Source organism: Dolichospermum sp. FACHB-1250, from assembly GCF_014696335.1.
GTDB classification, from domain to species: Bacteria; Cyanobacteriota; Cyanobacteriia; order Cyanobacteriales; family Nostocaceae; genus Dolichospermum; species Dolichospermum planctonicum.
On sequence record NZ_JACJPZ010000009.1, the window covers coordinates 78,800 to 99,853 of the forward strand.

15 protein-coding genes are annotated in these 21,054 nt (G+C 37.7%); 13 read left to right on the forward strand and 2 right to left on the reverse strand.

What is annotated here, in order from left to right; all coding sequences use genetic code 11:
* Positions 1-22 precede the first annotated feature (22 nt).
* Complete coding sequence (gene clpB / locus H6F39_RS05065) at positions 23-2,641, reverse strand: ATP-dependent chaperone ClpB (protein ID WP_190396324.1); 2,619 nt, start codon at positions 2,639-2,641, stop codon at positions 23-25.
* 265 nt (positions 2,642-2,906) lie between these two features.
* A complete protein-coding gene (locus H6F39_RS05070; RefSeq protein ID WP_242028611.1) occupies positions 2,907-4,544 on the reverse strand; it encodes a serine/threonine-protein kinase in 1,638 nt (545 codons plus the stop codon).
* A 281-nt stretch (positions 4,545-4,825) separates the two neighbouring features.
* Between H6F39_RS05070 and H6F39_RS05075 the strand changes: the two genes are divergently transcribed.
* The 13 genes from H6F39_RS05075 (at position 4,826) to H6F39_RS05135 (ending at position 19,833) form a co-directional block, all read left to right on the forward strand.
* Positions 4,826-5,368, forward strand: a complete 543-nt coding sequence (locus H6F39_RS05075) for a COP23 domain-containing protein (protein ID WP_137907352.1) — start codon at positions 4,826-4,828, stop codon at positions 5,366-5,368.
* 153 nt (positions 5,369-5,521) lie between these two features.
* Positions 5,522-8,326 carry a tetratricopeptide repeat protein gene (locus H6F39_RS05080; RefSeq protein ID WP_190396325.1) on the forward strand — a complete coding sequence of 935 codons (2,805 nt, stop codon included), beginning with the start codon at positions 5,522-5,524 and terminating at the stop codon, positions 8,324-8,326.
* A 1,024-nt stretch (positions 8,327-9,350) separates the two neighbouring features.
* Positions 9,351-9,890, forward strand: coding sequence for a hypothetical protein (locus H6F39_RS05085; RefSeq protein WP_190372500.1), 540 nt, complete (start codon positions 9,351-9,353; stop codon positions 9,888-9,890).
* Between the two features lie 450 nt (positions 9,891-10,340).
* Positions 10,341-10,994: a DUF3386 domain-containing protein gene (locus H6F39_RS05090; protein WP_190396326.1), complete on the forward strand. Its 654-nt coding sequence runs from the start codon at positions 10,341-10,343 to the stop codon at positions 10,992-10,994.
* 86 nt (positions 10,995-11,080) lie between these two features.
* Complete coding sequence (locus H6F39_RS05095; protein WP_028084912.1) at positions 11,081-11,311, forward strand: NifU family protein; 231 nt, start codon at positions 11,081-11,083, stop codon at positions 11,309-11,311.
* Between the two features lie 130 nt (positions 11,312-11,441).
* Positions 11,442-13,676: a glycoside hydrolase gene (locus tag H6F39_RS05100; protein ID WP_137907356.1), complete on the forward strand. Its 2,235-nt coding sequence runs from the start codon at positions 11,442-11,444 to the stop codon at positions 13,674-13,676.
* A gap of 252 nt (positions 13,677-13,928) precedes the next feature.
* A complete protein-coding gene (gene hemB, locus H6F39_RS05105) occupies positions 13,929-14,915 on the forward strand; it encodes a porphobilinogen synthase (protein WP_137907357.1) in 987 nt (328 codons plus the stop codon).
* Positions 14,916-15,114: 199 nt separating this feature from the next.
* Complete coding sequence (locus H6F39_RS05110; protein ID WP_190396327.1) at positions 15,115-16,161, forward strand: GTP-binding protein; 1,047 nt, start codon at positions 15,115-15,117, stop codon at positions 16,159-16,161.
* 127 nt (positions 16,162-16,288) lie between these two features.
* Positions 16,289-16,936 carry a GTP cyclohydrolase I FolE gene (gene folE / locus H6F39_RS05115; RefSeq protein ID WP_137907359.1) on the forward strand — a complete coding sequence of 216 codons (648 nt, stop codon included), beginning with the start codon at positions 16,289-16,291 and terminating at the stop codon, positions 16,934-16,936.
* Positions 16,937-17,085: 149 nt separating this feature from the next.
* Positions 17,086-17,460 (forward strand): phosphoribosyl-AMP cyclohydrolase, encoded by a 375-nt coding sequence (hisI, locus tag H6F39_RS05120; protein WP_242028612.1) that lies wholly within the window; start codon positions 17,086-17,088, stop codon positions 17,458-17,460.
* Between the two features lie 20 nt (positions 17,461-17,480).
* Complete coding sequence (locus H6F39_RS05125; RefSeq protein WP_190396328.1) at positions 17,481-18,254, forward strand: GTP-binding protein; 774 nt, start codon at positions 17,481-17,483, stop codon at positions 18,252-18,254.
* Positions 18,251-19,060, forward strand: coding sequence for a metallophosphoesterase (locus H6F39_RS05130; protein WP_137907361.1), 810 nt, complete (start codon positions 18,251-18,253; stop codon positions 19,058-19,060). The genes H6F39_RS05125 and H6F39_RS05130 overlap by 4 nt, the downstream gene beginning before the upstream one ends.
* 44 nt (positions 19,061-19,104) lie before the next feature.
* Entirely contained in the window at positions 19,105-19,833 is a 729-nt protein-coding gene (locus tag H6F39_RS05135; RefSeq protein ID WP_190396329.1) for a metallophosphatase, read from the forward strand.
* Positions 19,834-21,054 lie beyond the last annotated feature (1,221 nt).

Consider the following 21,054-nt stretch of genomic DNA (forward strand, 5'->3'; position numbering starts at 1 on the left):
CTGCACCCCTGAACCCCTGGCTCTAACCCGTAAACACTTCTGCGGGTAAGCGATTAAAGGAAAGACGCTCATTTTGCACATCTACAAAAATAGTGTCACCGTCACTAAAATCACCCCGTAAGATGGCCTTGGCTATTTGGGTTTCTAATTCCCGCTGAATAGCCCTTTTTAACGGTCTTGCACCAAATACCGGATCATATCCTACTTCTGCTAAAAAGTCCAGGGCAGAACTCGATAATTTCAAAGATATTTTTCTGTCAGTTAATCTTTGTTTTAACCTATCTACCTGTAATTGGACAATATGCCGTAATTCCGATTTTTGTAAACTGTGGAAAATAATTAATTCATCCAGACGATTTAAAAATTCTGGACGGAAACTATTTCTCATCGCTTCCATAACCCGATTCCGCATTTCATCGTAACGGGTGTCATCCCCAGCTACATCAAGGATATATTGAGAACCGATATTACTGGTCATAATGATGATACTATTTTTAAAGTCCACTGTGCGACCTTGGGCATCTGTCACCCGACCATCATCAAGAATTTGTAGGAAAATGTTAAAAACGTCAGGGTGCGCTTTCTCGATTTCGTCGAATAAAATCACCGCATAAGGACGACGACGAATGGCCTCGGTTAATTGTCCTCCCTCTTCATAGCCCACATATCCAGGAGGCGCACCGATTAAACGGGAAACATTATGTTTATCCATGTATTCGGACATATCAATCCGTACCATGGCTTCCTCAGTGTCGAACATATAAGCCGCTAAAGCTTTAGCGAGTTCAGTTTTACCAACACCTGTGGGACCTAAAAATACAAAACTAGCAATGGGACGGTTGGGGTCAGAAAGTCCAGCGCGAGAACGTTGGATAGCGTCAGCTACAGCGGTAACAGCTTCCTGTTGACCGACAACACGATGATGTAATTCATCTTCTAAATGTAACAGTTTTTCTTTTTCTGATTCTACTAATTTATGCAGGGGAATACCTGTCCATTTAGAAATAATTTCCGCAATATCGGCTTCCGTGACTTCTTCCCGTAATAGTGATTTTCCGGTTTTTTGGGTTTGGGAAAGTTCGGTTTCTACCGCTTGTAATTGGCGGTGTAGGTCTGTTAATTTACCATATTTTAATTCCGCAGCCCGGTTAAGATCATAGTTTCTTTCGGTTTGTTGAATTTCTAAATTCACGCGGTCAATTTCTTCTTTGATGGACTGAATTTTAGTGATAATATCTTTTTCAGATTGCCATTGACTGCTGAGAGTTCTTTGATCTTCCTTTAAGTCAGCTAGTTCTTTTTCTAATCTTTCCAAACGTTCACGGGAAGCAGGATCACTTTCTTTTTGTAAAGAGAGTTTTTCCATTTCCAATTGCAGAATTTTCCGGTCTATTTCATCCAGTTCTTCGGGTTTAGAAGTAATCTCCATTTTCAGTCTAGCAGCGGCTTCGTCTACTAAATCAATGGCCTTGTCAGGGAGAAAGCGATCGCTAATATAACGATTAGACAAAGTAGCCGCAGCCACAAGAGAACTATCAGAAATTCTCACCCCATGATGGACTTCATAACGTTCTTTCAAACCGCGTAAAATGGAAATTGTATCAACCACATTAGGCTGATCTACATAAACTTGTTGAAAGCGTCTTTCTAAAGCCGCGTCCTTCTCTAAATATTTGCGGTATTCATCCAAAGTTGTCGCCCCAATACAGCGTAACTCACCTCGCGCTAACATGGGTTTTAATAAGTTCCCCGCATCCATCGCCCCTTGGGTAGCACCTGCACCAACAACGGTATGAATTTCATCAATAAATAAGACAATATTGCCACCTGATTCTGTGACTTCCTTTAATACAGCCTTGAGACGTTCCTCAAATTCACCTCGGAATTTAGCCCCCGCAATTAAAGCCCCCATATCCAAACTAATCAGTTTACGATCTTTGAGAGATTGAGGAACATCACCCGCAACTATGCGCTGTGCCAAACCTTCCGCAATTGCAGTTTTCCCCACCCCAGGTTCACCAATTAAAACCGGGTTATTTTTGGTTCTGCGGGAGAGAATTTGTACTGTACGTCTAATTTCATCATCACGACCGATTACCGGGTCTAGTTGACCTTTGCGGGCGGCTTCCGTGAGATCCCGTCCGTACTTCTCTAGTGATTGATATTTACCTTCTGGATTTTGGTCAGTCACCTTTTGTTTCCCCCGAATTTCTTTAATAATATTTTTGAGTTTGTTTTCGTCTAAACCAAATTCTTGACACAGACCCTTGCCAAAACGGTCATCTTTGGCGTAACCTAGTAATAAATGTTCAATAGAAATAAATTCGTCTTTAAATTCTTGACGATATTTTTCTGCCCGGTCTAACAATGTATCTAAACTGCGTCCTAAATATACCGAAGTGCTAGAACCGGATACCTTGGGTTGACGTTGAATAAACTGCTCAGTCCGATCACGGACTTTTTGCAGGTTTGCGCCGGCTTTGGTGAAAATCGCACTGGCCAGTCCTTCCTGTTCCAGTAACCCTTTCATCAGATGTTCACTTTCTAACTGCTGTTGCTGATACTGTTTCGCTACATCGGGGGTGTGAGCGATCGCTTCCCAGGCTTTTTCTGTAAATTGATTGGGGTTAGTCGGCTGCATAAGCTTTTAGAATAACAAACTACCGTTTAATAGGATCATTGTAAAAATATTTGGCGGAATAGCTAGATCGGTCTTCACATCTTTAAAATGTAGTATTATTGCCCAATGTGGAGTAATAAGTCGTCAGTTGTCGGTGTTTTTTATCTGTAACCTGTAACCTGTAACCTGTAACCTGTAACCTGTAACCTGTAACCTGTAACCTGTAACCTGTAACCTGTTCCCTGTTCCCTGTTCCCTATTCCCTTTTTTTGTAATTAAGACTTAATTACCAGATTGGACTTATGGGTTTGTCAGAAGTGGGTTTTTCCAGTCTAAAGGATTTAATTATAGTGTCTTCCACAGTTTTCGCAAACTCTGGATAGGATTTGTCTTCAGCGCGATAGGTAAGAATATAGGCTTTTTTACCATTAACAATCCATACTTGCATTTCTTGGAAACTTACCTTGTGGATATTATCTCTGAACTCATAAACTACTTGATAACCTTGTGTTTCACCAAGTTGTATTTGTCCAGATTTGATAATTTTCGCATTTTGTCCTAATGCTTCAATTTGTCTGATAGAAAACTTAGTATAATCTGCCAAAGTCTCCGACTGGAATAACTCATCTATAGTGATAAAAAACTCTGGAGTTAGAGAAGATGAGATCATATTTTTGGGAATAATTCGCGTTAATTTATCTATGGCTGGCGTTTCTTGCCAATTTTTAGGATATTTAAACTTAATCCCAGATTTTGCATATTCTACTACCTCTACTACTTCTACTACTTTAGTTGATGATTGCAAATAACTATTAACACCTATCACACCCGCAATTATTGGAATTATTAAAAACACCGATTTGATCAGTAAAGGTTGTAATGTTTTAAGTTGTTTAGGAATAATTGTCGTTGGTTCAGTCCGTGGTGTAGTTATTCGATATTCATTTACAGCCGTCATAACTTCTGCTGCTGACTGAAAACGGTGTCTAGGGTTAACCTTGAGCATTTTATCTAAAATATTATCTAGAGAAGGGCTAATAATTTTACTAGCTTGTTGTCGCCAATTTCGGTAATTATTGTTAAGGTAATCAACGGGAGTTGTACCTGTGAGTAACTCCAGACAAGTAACAGCCAAACTATATAAATCACTAGACGGATAAACTTCTCCTATTCTTCCTTCTTCCCTTTGTTCAGGAGAAGCGTACACCTTTGTAAAAATAGGTAGAGATTTTTTTATATTTGTTTCACCAGAAACAACTTGTTTCACCGCCCCAAAATCAATTAAAAATAGTTCTTGTGTTGCTGTTTCCCTAACAATATTACTAGGTTTAATATCTCGATGGATAGAATTTTGCTCATGAATAAATTGTAAAACCGGTAAAATTTGCTTTAAAAAATTTAAAATCTCTGTTTCGGAAAAACGACCTTTTCTTCTGAGTTCCTGAGATAGATTTTCACCCTCAATATACTGTTGTACTAAATATTTAAACTCAAGTTCTTCTTGTTGACCAAAAGCAGGAGCGGTAAAGGAAAAATAATCATATAAACTGGGAATATTCCCGCTCTTATCACCTAAAACTTCTAAAACCTGAGCTTCTCGTTCAAAAGCTGCTTTGATTCCTTCAACAATTTTGTCAACAATTTCCGGGTTCTTATATTCTTCTCGAATTTCATCAATTTTAATATTCAGTCGTTTGATTACACATTGACGCTGATTCACAGAATCTAAATCAATAGCTTGAAAAGTAGCACCAAATCCTCCTTTTCCCACAGGTTTAATAGTTTGATAATGTCCTCTTTTCCCCCTTAATATTAGAGGCATTCCACAAGCTTGACAGAATATTCCCGACGTAGTGTGAGGGTCTGGAGAGTCGGGAAAACGGTTTTCGGGACTAGGGCAGTGCGGTCGGGTACAATAGTACATGATAGAGGTACAGGATTAATCCATCAAGTTGGATTGTATCATAAAATTAACTTCCGAGTAAATATCTGAATATTTTCAAAAGATTAGTATATAATCAATTATGTGTGTATCAAGTAGCCTTGCTGAATTGAGACATGAAAATCAAAAATTCCATGTCTCAAACTCCCCGTCTCCGCGCCTCTGGGTGAGGAAAATTCATATTTTCACTCACCAACACCTATAAAGTTTAAATAAAAGTAGCACCATAATCACCAAAATTCAGTAATCAAAGGTCAAACATTATGCAACTACCAGCATTAACTAATACCTTAGCATTCACCGCATTAACAGTTACCCTGAGTGTTAACCCCGGTTTGAGTCAAGAGATTCCCAAGCAAGAAGTTAGTTTTGCTTGTCGTTCAATTTCTTACCAAGGTAATACGGAAAGAGTTCCCACTACCATGGCCTTCGTTCCCGACAAAAAACCTAACCCTTATGTACCCATAATTGCTTGGAAATCTGACTCCTTTCCCAGTAGCGAATGGACTCCTAAAAGACGCTGTGAACAAGTAAGTAAAAAATTCCAGCAATTTTACGAACAAGGCCGATTAGATTATTTAACTACCGGTAGGTTGAATGGTTTGGGAGTTATCTGTGCGGCTAAACCTGGTGAATGCAATAAAAACAATATTTTATTTAGCGTCAGACCAGGTGTAAATCCCACTACAGTTCTAGCTGAACTTGAGGATATCAGAGAAGGTAGAACTTCAGACCTAACTTGGCAAAATTCAGGTGAAAATACTTACTTAAATCTGGGTGAATATCTCAAAAATATCTCTAAATAACAAAATACCCCACCCTAACCCTCCCCTTGCGAAGGAGAGGGGACAGGATTCCGGTTTCCCCCCTTTACGGGGAGTAAACTCCGGTTTCCCCCTTTTACAAGGGAGGATTAAGGGGGGTAAATCACTACTGATAAAAACACTATTTAACTAATCATGAAACGTCAAATCGCTATTATCTCCTGCTTACTGCTGCTACCTTATCCAGTGTCAGCAATAGAAACCCAAACCAAGACAACAAAACTACTTACACAGACCTCACAAAGGTGCAAATTACGACCAGCAGACCCAGAAAACGGTATTTATTCAGAACCACAATTACAAACCATTGCTAAACAAATTACAGTTAGAGTCAGAGACAAAGAAAGAGGCGCTTCCGGGACAATTTTCGCTAGAAAAGGTAATTCTTATTTAGTAGTGACTAATTCCCACGTTGTCAGAAGAATTAATAACATCAATATTATCACAGCCGATGGTCAAAAATATGCAGCTAAGATTTTACCTAATACTAACTTTGATAAATTCGATTTAGCCATAGTAGAATTTACATCTAATCAAACATATTGTTTACCATCAGAAATTGCTGACAGAATCGCCTCCTTTGATATTAACTTAGAAACACCAGTTATGGCCGCAGGTTATGCTGTATCTGAGGATAAATTAGTATTGACAACAGGAAAAATACAACAAATAATTTCTCAACCCAGTTTAAAAGATGGTTATGAAATTGGCTATACCAGCGATATTCAACAAGGAATGAGTGGCGGTGCAATTATTAGTAATACAGGAAATTTAATAGGAATTAATGGGATTAGTTCCTATCCTTTGTCCAATACTGCTTATATTTATACCAACGGAAAACGCCCCACAAATACAGAAATTCAAGAATTTAGAAAACTCAGTTGGGGAATACCCATTAAAACCGTTTTAGCTCAGGTCAAACCAGAAACTCTCACCGCTTATAATTTACCTATACCAGATATTAAACAGCAAATAGCAGAAGTACCATTAACAGGGTGGTTAGGAGAATTAGAAGCAAAAGCCAAACAAATTACCGTCAGAATTGATAGCAGTAGTGGTAATAATGGTTCAGGAATTATTATCGCTAAAGAAGGAGATATTTACACCGTTTTAACTGCTGCTCATGTAGTTTGTAAACCACCAGATAAAGTAGGACTATGTGAGCCAAATACCTATAAAATCCTCACAGTAGATAATAAACAATATCCCGTAGAACCAAGCACGATTAAATTAGAAGCAGGGGTAGATTTAGCAGTAGTTAAATTCACCAGTCGGGAAAATTATCAAGTTGCAACTTTAGCAAATTATCCCACTAAAGATGATGAATATATGTTCACTGCGGGTTATCCCAGGTTAGGAGAAAAATCACCTTGGCGGTTCACATTGGGACAAATTTATAGTAAGGAAACAGGATTATTAGCTACTACCCAATCAGATTTTAATACTAATAGTTCTGGTACAGCCCAAGCAGCAGCTTCTTTAACAGGAGGATATGAATTAGTTTATAGTAGTATCACCTTTGGCGGTATGAGTGGGGGACCAGTTTTAGATTCCCAAGGACGAGTCATTGGTATTCATGGCAGAACTGAGGGAGAAACTGCTATTGATAATAATAGTAGTAGTCAAGAAACTATCCAATTAGGTAATAGTTTGGGTATTCCGGTGAGTACATTTTTGGCATTAGCTACCCGACTGAATACCCAAGCCCAAAAGATAGAAACCACCCCAACACCAGAACTAAATCAACAAAAAGTTAAGTCTATTCAAACAGCGATTTTATCAGTAGATGTTTCCCAAGGCAATACTACCGCCAGTCAATGGTTAGCAAGAGGAAATCAACTGTGGCGGTTACGTCGTTATCCAGAAGCAATACAGGCTTTTGACGCAGCAATTAAGCAAAAACCAAAGTTTATTCACCTGGCTTATTATGGCAAAGGTTTGGCGTTATATTGGAGTGGAAAAGGTTCAGAAGCTATAACTGCATTAGAACTAGCAGTGAAATTTAAACCTGATTTTGTGCCGGCTTGGAATAATTTAAGTTTAGTTTATCAAGAATCAAACCAACTGGATAAAGCCTTAGCAGCCATAAATCAAGCCATTCAACTCCAGCCTAGTAATCCTAATTTGTATAATCAGAAGTATCTAGTTTTAAGTGATTTAAAAAAATATAAAGAAGCAGCAGCAGCGATAAATAAAGCCATTGAACTCAGTCCCCGTGCAGCATTTTACAACAACCGGGGAGTTGTCCGTAATGAATTAGGAGATAAGCAAGGAGCAAGAGAAGATTACAACCAAGCTATCAAGTTTAATCCTAACTATTTCTATGCCTACTACAACCGGGGAATTGTCCGTAATGAATTAGGAGATAAGCCAGGAGCAAGAGAAGATTACAACCAAGCTATCAAGTTTAATCCTAACTATTTCTATGCCTACTACGGCCGGGGAATTGTCCGTAATGAATTAGGAGATAAGCAGGGTGCAATAGATGATTACACCCAAGCTATCAAGTTTAATCCTAACTATGCCAATGCCTACTACGGCCGGGGATTTGTTTATCATCAACAAGGAAACTACATAGCTGCAATATCTGAATATAATCAGGCAGTTGCTAAAGATGCCAATAGTTTAGCTGCTGTTAATAATATAGGCTTGATAAAATATGAACAGGGAGACAAAGAAACAGCGATTAAACAATGGCAAAAAGCCATGAAAATTGATAATAAATCAGCCGAACCCATATTAGCTTTAGCTGTTGCTTTGTATGGAAAAGGAGAAGAACAACAGGCTTATCAATTAGCACTGACTGCGTTAAAGTTAGATAAAAACTTTGCTGATGTCAACTTTCTAAAAAAGAATCTTTGGGGTGATAAAATAATTGCTGATACTCAGAAATTGCTATCTACTCCTAAAATGAAAACCTTGTTATCCCAGTTGCGTTAATATCAATCTTCCCTCGTTCCCTGGCTCTGCTGGGGAATGCTCACGGGAGGCTCTGGATGACAACAATAATATTTTGTCAGAATCAGGTGGTTATCGAGCGAAGTCGAGATAATGTCCAGGATTTAAGGATTAACAGGATGTGATTGTGAGATTTTCCCTCGTTCCTTGGCTCTGCTGGGGAATGCTCACGGGAGGCTCTGCCTCCACTATATTTCCCTCGTTCCCTGGCTCTGCCGGGGAATGCCCACGGGAGGCTCTGGATGATAACAATAATATTTTGTCAGAATCAGGATGTCCAGGATTTAAGGATTAACAGGATGTTTGATAATGGTTGGGTTGATGAGTTTTTGGGAATGTTTGATATCTGTTTTTCTATGATCTTGTTAATAAATTGACTATATATGGCGACACAGATTCCCACTATAATTCAATGATAGGCTAAATTCAGAACTTTGTCAAGAGGTAGTTAAGGATAATTTTGACAGACAATATTGAGATAATGAAAATCCTGTACATCCTTAAATCCTGAACATCCTGATTCTGACAATTAATATGTTAAAATAACAGTAAATACCCATCCTGTACATCCTTAAATCCTGGACATCCTGATTCTGACAATTAATATGTTAAAATAACAGTAAATACCCATCCTGTACATCCTTAAATCCTGGACATCCTGATTCTGACAATTAATATGTTAAAATAACAGTAAATACCCATCCTGTACATCCTTAAATCCTGGACATCCTGATTCTGACAATTAATATGTTAAAATAACAGTAAATACCCATCCTGTACATCCTTAAATCCTGGATATCCTGATTCTGACAATTAATATGTTAAAATAACAGTAAATACCCATCCTGTACATCCTTAAATCCTGGATATCCTGATTCTGACAAAAGAATTTTTGGGGTATTGTTAGGAGTGTTTTAATTTGATTTTAGATTTCTAATTTAATGGATATTAATCAACAAAAGGAACAATTTAGCATCACATACATTAGGGCGATCAAAGATTTGCCATGAAAGTTACTATCAAAGATAGTCAAATACTCACAACAGTTCAACCTGATATTATCCAGACACACCTGCAAGCTACAGGATGGCAAGAAACAGGAAGAATTTATAATGATGCTGGGGCAATTTGGCGATTAAAAAAAGACACCGCAGATGGATATGAAATTTTGCTACCTCTCCAACATAATTTAGGAGATTATGCTGAAAGAATTAGCGATATTTTGAAAACATTAGAGATAGTAGAAAATAGAGATCAATTTGATATTTTAAGCGAATTTATCACCAATTATCCTAACTTTACTGTTCAAGGTGTTGTCATGCAAATCGCCACTCCAGAAATTGATAAACTGAGAGGAGAAATTACATTATTAGGTGCAGTGTTTGAGAAATTAAAAGAAATTAAAACAGTTTTAAATAATCAGGATTATATCTTAGCTATTAAAGCTTATCAAGAAAGGTTGCCAATTCACTGTATAGGTGATTTAGTCAAAGAAGATAATCATTTTATTCTCAACAATCCGCAAAATTTACAAATTAATGGATGACTGTTAATGATGTAATTAATTAAAATTTTGTCTGATAGCGAAGCGTGGCGTAGCCATATCAGGATGTCCAGGATTTAAGGATTAACAGGATCTGATTGTGAGATTTTTGGTTTGTCTTTGCGTCTTTAGGTGAGATAAAAAGGCCAGCAGAATTGATTGTATAAAAGATTTACATTTTTGCGTCTTTGCCCCTTTGCGACTTTGCGCGAAACATAACACACAGGAACACACGAAGAGAATATTATTTTTATCCTGAAAATCCTCAAATCCTGGACATCCTGATTCTGACATTTTAATTTATGCTATTTTAGAAGTAGACTAGGTAAATATAATCCTCTGGAAAGCTGCCAATTACCACATCCCACGTAAAAACACAAATATATTTCTGTATAATTTAAAAAACAACAACTTTGCATTAAACTATTAGAAAAGTGCAGTCAAAGTGGTGATATGGCAATTCAGTCAACAGCAGAAACTTTATTTCAAACTGCTTATGAAAGTCGTTACACTTGGGATGAGAATTTTCCTGGCTATGCTGCCAATGTGCAACTGCTACAGGAAGGTGAGGTTTATAGTGGTAAGATTCAGATTGACCCCAGCCTGAATATACAAGTTACAGAAGTCGCAGATCAACAAATAGCAGCAGGAATTGATATTCAGTTACAGGAAGTAGTTACCCGCTGTCAAAAAACCAGTTTTTTAGATTCCTATGGTCAACATCAGTTTATTTTAGGTGAGTCTGTAGAAAATGATGGTGTAATGGTTTTTGTCAAGGGTGGGAATACTGATTCTCACTATCAAATCCGTAACCAAAAAATATATCAAGAGGTTCGGGTTATGGGTCGTATGGCCTTGGAGATGAATTATGATGATTTTCTAGCTACAGACTGCGGTTATATCCCTTCTGCTTATCATGTGGTTTTTCGTAATTCGCAAACAGGTGATGTTAATAGCATTCTCAAATTTACGGATACATATCAAAAGTTTGGTGATTATTACATTTTGACAAACCAGGTAGTAGCAGAGTATGAAGACGGAAAAACTGAAACTCCGCAATCAATTACTGAGTTTGTTTATTCTCAGATTCAGTTAAGTAACAACTGAAAACGGACAACGGACAATTATCAGCCTAAACTAGATCATTAGCAACTCGGATAATTACCAATTTATCAAGAAGTAGGACAGGAACAATGCAATTAACGCTAGAAAATGTAGAAACCGTACTAGATGAAATGCGCCCTTATCTCATTTCTGATGGTGGTAACGTAGAAATTGTCGAATTAGATGGACCAATTGTTAAACTCCGGTTACAGGGTGCTTGTGGTTCTTGTCCCAGTTCGACTATGACTTTGAGAATGGGTATTGAACGTCGTCTCAAGGAAATGATTCCTGAAATCTCTGAAGTAGAGCAAGTTATCTAAATTACTGGTAATGGGTAATGGGTAATGGGTAATGGGTAATGGGTAAGATATCCCTGTTCTCTATTCCCTGTTCCCTGTTCCCTGTTCCCTGTTCCCTGTTCCCTATTCCCTATTCCCTATTTTCAACACTATGTCTCATCCTCTCCACGTTGCATTTATCTGGCATCAACATCAACCTTTGTACAAGTCTCCTGAAAATGGCAGTTCTCTGGTGACTAGTCAACAGTATCGCTTGCCTTGGGTCCGTTTACATGGAACTAAGGATTATTTGGATTTAGTATTATTGTTAGAAAAGTATCCTAAGTTGCACCAAACGGTAAATTTAGTACCTTCGTTAATATTACAACTGGAGGATTATGTTGCGGGTACGGCTTTTGACCCCTATTTAACTGCTAGTTTGACTGCTGTGGAACAGTTGACCCGGGAACAAAAAGAGTTTATTATTCAACATTTCTTTGATGCTAATCATCATACTTTGATTGATCCCCATCCTCGTTATGCCCAGTTATATTATCAAAGACAGGAACAGGGACAGCAATGGTGTTTAGCAAACTGGCAATTGTCAGATTATGGTGATTTATTAGCTTGGCATAATTTGGCTTGGATTGATCCTTTGTTTTGGCATGACCCGGAAATTGCTGCTTGGTTAGAACAAGGACGTGATTTTAGTTTAGGCGATCGCCAGCGCATTTATTCCAAACAGCGGCAAATTCTCAGTCAAATTATTCCCCAACATCGGAAAATGCAGAAAAGTGGTCAACTAGAAGTTACCACGACTCCCTATACTCACCCAATTCTGCCTCTATTAGCTGATACCAACGCTGGACGAGTAGCAGTGCCGCAGATGACATTACCTAAACAGCGGTTTGGGTGGGTAGAAGATATACCTCGACATCTACAAAAATCCTGGGATTTATATATAGATAGATTTGGACAAGAGCCTAGAGGTTTGTGGCCTTCGGAACAGTCCGTTAGTCCAGAAATTTTACCGTATATTATTAAACAAGGTTTTAAATGGATTTGTTCAGATGAAGCGGTTTTAGGTTGGTCATTAAAACACTTTTTTCATCGCAATGCTGCGGGAAATGTACAGCAACCACAATTGCTTTATCGTCCCTATCGTCTGCAAACTGCTGCTGGTGATGTATCTATAGTTTTTCGGGATCATAGGTTATCGGATTTAATTGGTTTTACCTATGGATCTATGCCGGCAAAGAAAGCAGCAGCGGATTTAATTGGACATTTGCAAGCGATCGCTAAACAACAAAAAGAAAGTGACGATGATCAACCTTGGTTAGTGACAATTGCTCTAGACGGGGAAAATTGTTGGGAATTTTATCCCCATGACGGTAAAGACTTCCTAGAAACACTATACGAAAGTTTGAGTCATGAACCCCACATCAAACTTGTCACCGTTTCGGAATTTATTGACCAATTCCCTCCCACCGCAACCATAAAAAGTGAACAACTCCATAGCGGTTCTTGGGTAGATGGCAATTTTACCACATGGATAGGAGACCCGGTTAAAAACCGCGCTTGGGACTATCTCACCGCAGCTAGACAAGTATTAGCAAATCACCCGGAAGCTACAGAAGAAAACAACCCCGCAGCCTGGGAAGCCTTATATGCTGCTGAAGGTTCAGATTGGTTTTGGTGGTTTGGAGAAGGCCATTCTTCTAACCAAGATGCCATTTTTGACCAATTATTTCGGGAACATCTGCACGGTATTTACAAAGCCTTAAATGAACCTGTGCCACCCTATCTCCACAGTCCCCTAGAAATCCATGCAGCCCGTTTAGACCACAGACCAGAGGGATTTATCCATCCTAACATAGATGGTAAAGGTGATGAGCAAGATTGGGATAGAGCCGGACGGATAGAAGTGGGTGGTGCGAGGGGAACAATGCACAGTAGTAGCACTGTTCAGCGTCTTTGGTATGGTGTAGACCATTTAAACTTTTACGTGCGGGTAGATTTTAAAATCGGTGCTGTTCCCGGTCGGGACATACCACCAGATTTACACCTATTCTGGTATTATCCTGAGCGGACAATGGTGAATAGTTCCATACCTCTAGCTGAAGTACCAGATACAGCACCCTTAAATTATCTATTTCACCATCATTTAGAAGTGAATTTACTGAGTCAGTCGGTGCAATTTCGAGCAGCAGGAGACAATCATTTATGGTATCCTCGTGCTACTCGCGCTCAAGTTGCTTTAGATTCTTGTCTAGAAATAGCAATACCTTGGGCTGATTTGCAAGTTCCTCCCGATTATCCTCTACGGTTAATTTTGGTGTTATCTGATGATGGTTGTTTTTCTAGTTATGTGCCGGAAAATGGTTTGATTCCTATTGATGTTCCTTAGTGGTAATTCCCGATTTTGATCGGGAATTCTGGTTTTTGTTTCGCGCAGATTCCCTCCAAACAGGGAGGAAAATTACAGCAGTTATCCGTTTATGAAGTACAGATATTAATGATAAAACTCTTGTGGTGCGGGCATCTTGCCCGCACAAAGTGTACCTCACTCAAAGCTACTTGCTGTAAAATCAAATTAATTGGTGGTGGGGATTTGAACGGGATGATTTATAATAATGATTATCATTTTGGTTAATCTTATATGTCGTCTCAAAGCTTGCTTAAACGTCCCCGCCGTCTGCGTCGTACTGAAACTCTACGGAGGATGGTACGGGAAACAATTTTAACTGTGGATGATCTGATCTATCCCGTGTTTGTCATGGAGGGGGAAGGGGAAAAAGTAGAGATATCTTCTATGCCCGGTTGTTATCGTTTTTCTCTGGATTTACTCCTGAAAGAAATGGCCGAAGTGTCACAATTGGGAATTAATGCTGTAGCAATTTTCCCAGTAATTCCAGAGGAAGACAAAGATGAAACAGGTTCGGAAAGTTACAACCAGCAGGGATTAGTACAGGAAACGGTTAAAGCCATTAAAAAGCTAGTCCCGGAAATAATTGTCATTACTGATGTCGCTCTTGACCCTTTTACTACCCATGGTCATGATGGTTTAGTGGATGAAAATGGAATTATTCTTAATGACCCCACTATAGAAGTTTTGGTGAAAATGGCACTTTCTCAAGCAGAAGCAGGAACTGATTTTGTTGCCCCTTCTGATATGATGGATGGTAGAATTGGGGCAATTCGTCAAGCTTTAGACGCTGAAGGTTATATAAATGTGGGGATTTTAGCATACTCGGCTAAATATGCTTCTGCCTATTATGGACCATTTCGAGATGCTTTAGATTCCGCGCCCAAATTTGGTGACAAAAAAACCTATCAAATGGACCTGGCTAACGCTAAAGAGGCTTTAAAAGAAGTTAAACTTGATATTGCTGAAGGTGCGGATATTATCATGGTAAAACCAGCTTTGGCGTATTTAGACATTATATGCCAAGTAAAATCAGCCACAAATTTACCAGTTGCAGCTTATAATGTTAGTGGTGAATATGCAATGATTAAAGCGGCCGCTCAAAAGGGTTGGGTTGATGAGAAAAAGGTGATTTTAGAGACTTTAACCAGTATGAAACGGGCTGGTGCTGATTTAATTTTAACTTATTTTGCCAAAGAAGTGGCTTTGATGTTGAGTTAAGGTTCTATTCAGGAAGTGGCAAAGATTTTTTGGCAAATAAATGACAAAATCATTCACATTCACACTTTTTTGTGTTAACTTGATAACGGTTATCATTTTGGTGAGCTATGGTCAGTTTATTCAGTATGACAAGGAAAAACTTGTCTTAAAAATTCACTTTTACCGTACTTTTTTTGTCAAGTAAAACCCAGATTTTCAGATGAATACAATCAGTTTAAACGCAAAAAATGCAATTCCTGAAATACCCAAAAGAGGAATGCCAGTAACTATAATTACAGGGTTTCTAGGAAGTGGTAAAACTACGCTTTTAAATCAGATTCTTCAAAACAAACAAGATTTAAAAGTCGCTGTCCTCGTCAATGAGTTTGGTGATATTAACATTGATAGTCAATTACTAATTTCTGTAGATGAAGCTATGATGGAACTTAGTAATGGCTGTATATGTTGTACAATTAATGATGGTTTAGTTGATGCGGTTTATCGAGTTCTAGAAAGGGAAGATCCCATTGATTATCTAGTTATTGAAACTACAGGTGTTGCTGATCCTTTACCAATCATTTTAACTTTTCTGGGAACAGAATTGAGGGATTTAACTAACCTAGATTCAATTATTACAGTGGTAGATGCTGAAGCCTTTGATGAAAAACATTTCGATAGTGAAGCAGCTTTAAGACAGATTACCTATGGAGATATTATTCTCCTCAATAAAATAGACCTTGTGAAGCCAGAAAAAATACAAGAATTAGAAGATTTTATCCATGATGTCAAAAGGGGAGCGAAAATTTTACATACTCAATATGGTGAAGTTGCTTTACCATTGATTTTAGATGTGAGTTTAACACCAATACATAAGTATATTGTCACTGATGATGAAGATCGTCATAAACATGACCATAAACATGAACATGAACATGAACATGACCATAAACATGAACATCATCATCATCACTCCGATCATTTAGATAATGATGGGTTTGTTTCAATTTCTTTCCAAAGTAATAAACCATTTGATGTCCATAAATTTGAGCATTTTTTGACTGAAGAAATACCGCAGAATGTATTTCGTGCTAAAGGAATTTTATGGTTTAGTGATAGTGGCTTGCGTCATATCTTTCAACTCAGTGGACCTCGTTACACTTTGCACGCTGACGAATGGCCTAATCAACCTAAAAATCAGGTAGTTTTTATTGGTAGAAAATTGGAGGCTAATGAGATTCATGCAAAACTTAGCGAATGTTTGTTATAGTTAGTTTAAAAGTCTTCATTAATTCTCAAATTCATCAAATCAAATTTAGTTAATAGCTATTTATAGATATAGTTTATAAATGAAACTATTAACTTTGCTCATAAATCATCCCCATTAACCTAAAAAAATGACTTTATCTATTCGTCCAGAGCTAAATTCTACTGCTGACATTTCATCCTTGTATCGGCAAGAATTACCAACTGTAACAGAAGCTGATATGAGACAAGCTGTACGCACTTTGTTGATTGGATTGGGAGAAAATCCTGACAGAGAAGGGTTAAAAGATACTCCCAAAAGAGTTGTTAAAGCTTTAAAGTTTCTGACGAATGGATATCATGAATCTTTGGATGAACTATTAAATGGAGCAGTTTTCACAGAAGATGCTAATGAAATGGTTTTAGTCCGGGATATTGATCTTTTTAGCTCCTGTGAACACCACATATTACCGATTATTGGTCGCGCTCATGTCGCTTATATTCCTAATGGTAAAGTCATTGGTTTATCAAAAATTGCTCGCATTTGTGAAATGTATGCTCGACGTTTACAAGTACAAGAACGGTTGACTTTACAAATTGCTGATGCAGTGCAAGGTTTACTCAAACCTAAAGGGGTTGCAGTGGTCATTGAAGCAACTCATATGTGTATGGTGATGAGAGGAGTGCAAAAACCAGGTTCTTGGACTGTTACCAGCGCCATGCGTGGTGTGTTTTCTGAAGACGCATCTACTCGTGAAGAATTTATGAATTTGATTCGACACAATCCTAACTTTTACTAAAGGCCTTTTTTGAGATAAATTTGGTATTATGTAGAGATAAGATATATCTGTCTCTACATGATGAATTATCAATCCTGAATTTATTAGAGGTAAAAAGAAAAATATTTGACCGCAGATAAACGCAGATAAACGCAAATGATGAGAAATAAATGATTAAGATAAAATTCGATTTAGCCAATACTACTGAAATGATTGAAAATTTGAAATTTAATGAGCAGGGCTTAATTCCAGCCATAGCTCAAGATTACTACGATGGTACTGTTTTAATGATGGCTTGGATGAATGCAGAATCAATTGTCAAAACCCTAGCTACAGGTGAAGTTCATTATTGGAGTCGTTCTCGTTCCCAATTATGGCATAAAGGAGCAACATCTGGGCATATTCAAAAGCTAAAGGAGCTTTTTTATGACTGTGATGGTGATACAATTCTTGTTAAGATTGACCAAGTTGGTGATCAAGCCTGTCATACTGGAGCAAGAAGTTGTTTTTTTAATTCTGTGGAAATTTTGTCAAACTATGCATAATTTTTATTATTAGTTTACTCATGAATACGCCCATGATTACTGTTGTGGCTGGATTATTTGGATCTGGCAAAACTACCTGGATTTGTCAAGAGATTCGAGAGATTATATCTTCTGAAAAAGTAATTTATTTTAGTCTGGGAACGGGTAATATTCCCATTGATCAAACTAAAATAGCTACTGATTTTCCTGATTTAAAAATATTTAGTGATGGTCAAGAAATTGAATTTATTGATCATATCCCTACCGCAGATAGTGTTTATATCGAATTAGGTTCTTATCTAGAGTTAAAGGCTATATCAAAAATATTAGGTAATTTAAATTACCGCGCGGTGGCAATTATCCCTCCCGATTTGAAAAACTCTGAATATGATCATTGGACAAAGGAAATTATATATGGTGCGCCAGTCCCAAGTATAATTATAGAAAATCTATGGCGAGTAGAAACTACAGGTCAAGTTATAGATGAAAATAGTTTAGAGGAATTTTGGTATGAAATAACTCATGGTGCTTATGGTATTGTTACTCGCGCTAAGGCAATTTTTGATGTTAATGACGGACGTTCCCTTTACTGTGATTTTGTTTCTGGTGTTCCCCAAATAGACTTTTTAGAATTAGATTTACCACGACATTTACAAGGAAGACCTCAACGATTTAGTGGGATAGAAATAGTAGGAAAAAATCTAGCTGAAACAGCCTTAAAAGAAACATTATTAGATTGCTTTTTGTCTGAATCATTAATTTTTCAATATCAACAACAGGTACAACAAATTTTACTAGAAGGTCAAGAAGTATGAAAATAGCTGTTATGTCATGTATTCATGGTAATTATGAAGCTTTAGATGCTGTACTATTAGATATTGACCAGCAAAAAGCCGAAAAAATCTTTTGTGTTGGTGATTTAGTGGGATATGGACCGCACCCAAATGCTGTAATTGATAAAATTCGCTCTTTAGATATTCCTACTTGCGCTGGTTGTTGGGATGAAGATATTGTAGAGGGATTAAACGCTTGTGATTGTAGTTATCCTTCAGTATTGGCAGAAAAAAGAGGAATTAAAGCTCACCAATGGACAAATCAGGAAATTAACCCAGAAAATCGGGAATTTTTAGCTAATTTACCCGATAGTCTACAATGGCAAAATTTGGCCTTTGTTCACGGTAGTCCCCATAGTAACCATGAATATTTATTACCAGAACTTGATGCTTTTGTGGCTTTAGAACGGGTACTTTCTACAGGTTCAGATGTGCTATTTTGTGGACATACTCACGTTCCTTATGCTCGTGATCTGAATTCTGGTGAGTTACAAATTGAAGTTGATACTCAAGGAAAATCACGTAAAATAAATTTTTTATCTCCTCTGAAAAAGATTGTTAATGTAGGTTCTGTGGGAGAACCACGTCATGGACGACCAAATGCAACTTATGTAATTTACGAAACCGATAATCAAGCGGTGACTTTACGAGAAGTTACTTATGATTATCAAAAAACCTGTGCAGCAATTATCCAAAAAGGATTACCAGAAATTTTTGCTTGGCGCTTGGCTCATGGCTTAGAATACGCAGAACGCGCAGATGATCCAACTCATGTTTGTACCAGATAAAATCTAAAATCTAAAATCTAAAATCTAAAATCTAAAATCTAAAATTGATTATGTGGGCGATTTTGAGTGGAATTGAAGGAAATTTGTCAGCCTATGAGGCTGTAATGGCTGATATTAAACGTCAAAGCCGTTATATAGAGGCATTATACATTATCGGTGATTTAGTCGGTCCAACACAGGAATCTGAAGGGTTGGTACAAAGAGTCAAATCACTGCGACGGGGTGAATTAGCACCGATGATTTGTAAAGGATGGTGGGAAGAACAATGTTTAATTTTACATGGTTGGGGACCAACCGCAGACGCACCAGAATTGATAGCAAAATATGGAGGTGACACTGTACAAAGATTGTGGGATTGTGTTTCTCGTCAAACAGTACAATGGTTGCGATCGCTCGATTTTGGTTTTTTTGAGTTAGATTGTTTATTAATACATGGTTCAACCGTGGGTGTGAGTGAAGAACTTAATCCCCAAACTCCTCCCATACAAATGTTAGATAGATTATCACGGATGCAAGCGAATAACCTCTTTTGCGGTCGTTCTGGTTTAACCTTCCAATACAAATTACAAGGGGGTTCTATCAACAGTAAAATTACCACTCTAGATAGTCAATTTTCCCCAGAAATAGTCACCACCGGTTCCCGTCAAGTAGTTGGGGTAGGAAATGTGGGACGAACCCCAGGAGAAGCTACTTACACTATTTATCATCCGGGAACAAATCAGGTCAAATTTAAAACAGTATATTATGGACAACGTAGAGGGTTTCAAAAGTAGGGGTGTCCCCATTTGGTCAGAGATTATCGTTAAGCTGTTACGCAGCTAAATTGTATAATCCTAAATCTGTACTTCATAATACTGGGAACTGCTGTATTACCTATTTTCTTGGGGGATAATTTTTGTTATTACTTTCTGTCCAGAATTACCTCCTTTAACCACAATATTTTCTGTTTCTAAATTACCAATGGCTGTTTCTCCTTGAAAAGTTAAAGTTCTCCGGTACTTATTATGCTAAACCGAGAAGTTGAGAGAAGGGAACTCTTAACTCTTAATTGGGAACAGTTTTAACTGTCTGGATATCCTCCTGCCTGTCGGCAGACACGGCAGACACGGCAATTTTCCAAATCCGACAAAGAAAAATGCAATTCATTTTGAAACACCATTAGCCAAAACCTGGCACTTTTTTGTGGTAAAAATCCGCGAAACCCTTTGTTAATAAATGGTTTTAGGTTTATATGGCTAACGCCACGCTACGCTATCAGCAAGCCTCAATTATTTAATGATAGTTCTTCCTCGTCCCTTCTATGATAACATTTTTTTAATTAATTGTCAAGCCCTAATTCTGCTTTTTTCGCGGGATTTGATGAGGAGATAAATTACAGCAAGTAGCTTTGAGTGAAGTACATTTTGTGCGGGCAAGATGCCCGCACCACAAGAGTTTTATTATTAATATCTGTATTTTGTGAATATCGGGAACTGCTGTCACTATGAAGTGATGAAGGAGATGATGGTTAGGTGCGTTACGCAATGCTAACACACCCTAGGATGTTTTCTGATTATTTGATGATAGTTCTTCCTCGTCGTTTTTATGATAACATTTTTAAAATCAATTGTCAAGCCTTAATTCTACTTTTTTCGCGGGATTTGATGAGGAGATAAATTACAGCAAGTAGCTTTGAGTGAAGTACATTTTGTGCGGGCAAGATGCCCGCACCACAAGAGTTTTATTATTAATATCTGTATTTCATAATATCGGGAACTGCTGTCACTATGAAGTGATGAAGGAGATGATAGTTCTTCCTCGTCGTTTTTATGATAACATTTTTAAAATCAATTGTCAAGCCTTAATTCTGCTTTTTTCGCGCGACTTCCTGGGGAAATTAAATGTTATTTTTGTAATTATTGACAAGTCGAGTATCTTGTTGTTCAGAAAAAACCTATGACATCATCAACACCAGAGAGTTTATCTAAATTCGTCCAATTTTGCAACCAATATAT

What these genes read in the sequence shown, in the direction of transcription:
- clpB (WP_190396324.1), bottom strand. Translation starts at nt 2,641, where the DNA reads ATGCAGCCGACTAACCCCAATCAATTTACAGAAAAAGCCTGGGAAGCG.
- H6F39_RS05070 (WP_242028611.1), bottom strand. Translation starts at nt 4,544, where the DNA reads ATGTACTATTGTACCCGACCGCACTGCCCTAGTCCCGAAAACCGTTTT.
- H6F39_RS05075 (WP_137907352.1), top strand. Translation starts at nt 4,826, where the DNA reads ATGCAACTACCAGCATTAACTAATACCTTAGCATTCACCGCATTAACA.
- H6F39_RS05080 (WP_190396325.1), top strand. Translation starts at nt 5,522, where the DNA reads ATGAAACGTCAAATCGCTATTATCTCCTGCTTACTGCTGCTACCTTAT.
- H6F39_RS05085 (WP_190372500.1), top strand. Translation starts at nt 9,351, where the DNA reads ATGAAAGTTACTATCAAAGATAGTCAAATACTCACAACAGTTCAACCT.
- H6F39_RS05090 (WP_190396326.1), top strand. Translation starts at nt 10,341, where the DNA reads ATGGCAATTCAGTCAACAGCAGAAACTTTATTTCAAACTGCTTATGAA.
- H6F39_RS05095 (WP_028084912.1), top strand. Translation starts at nt 11,081, where the DNA reads ATGCAATTAACGCTAGAAAATGTAGAAACCGTACTAGATGAAATGCGC.
- H6F39_RS05100 (WP_137907356.1), top strand. Translation starts at nt 11,442, where the DNA reads ATGTCTCATCCTCTCCACGTTGCATTTATCTGGCATCAACATCAACCT.
- hemB (WP_137907357.1), top strand. Translation starts at nt 13,929, where the DNA reads ATGTCGTCTCAAAGCTTGCTTAAACGTCCCCGCCGTCTGCGTCGTACT.
- H6F39_RS05110 (WP_190396327.1), top strand. Translation starts at nt 15,115, where the DNA reads ATGAATACAATCAGTTTAAACGCAAAAAATGCAATTCCTGAAATACCC.
- folE (WP_137907359.1), top strand. Translation starts at nt 16,289, where the DNA reads ATGACTTTATCTATTCGTCCAGAGCTAAATTCTACTGCTGACATTTCA.
- hisI (WP_242028612.1), top strand. Translation starts at nt 17,086, where the DNA reads ATGATTAAGATAAAATTCGATTTAGCCAATACTACTGAAATGATTGAA.
- H6F39_RS05125 (WP_190396328.1), top strand. Translation starts at nt 17,481, where the DNA reads ATGAATACGCCCATGATTACTGTTGTGGCTGGATTATTTGGATCTGGC.
- H6F39_RS05130 (WP_137907361.1), top strand. Translation starts at nt 18,251, where the DNA reads ATGAAAATAGCTGTTATGTCATGTATTCATGGTAATTATGAAGCTTTA.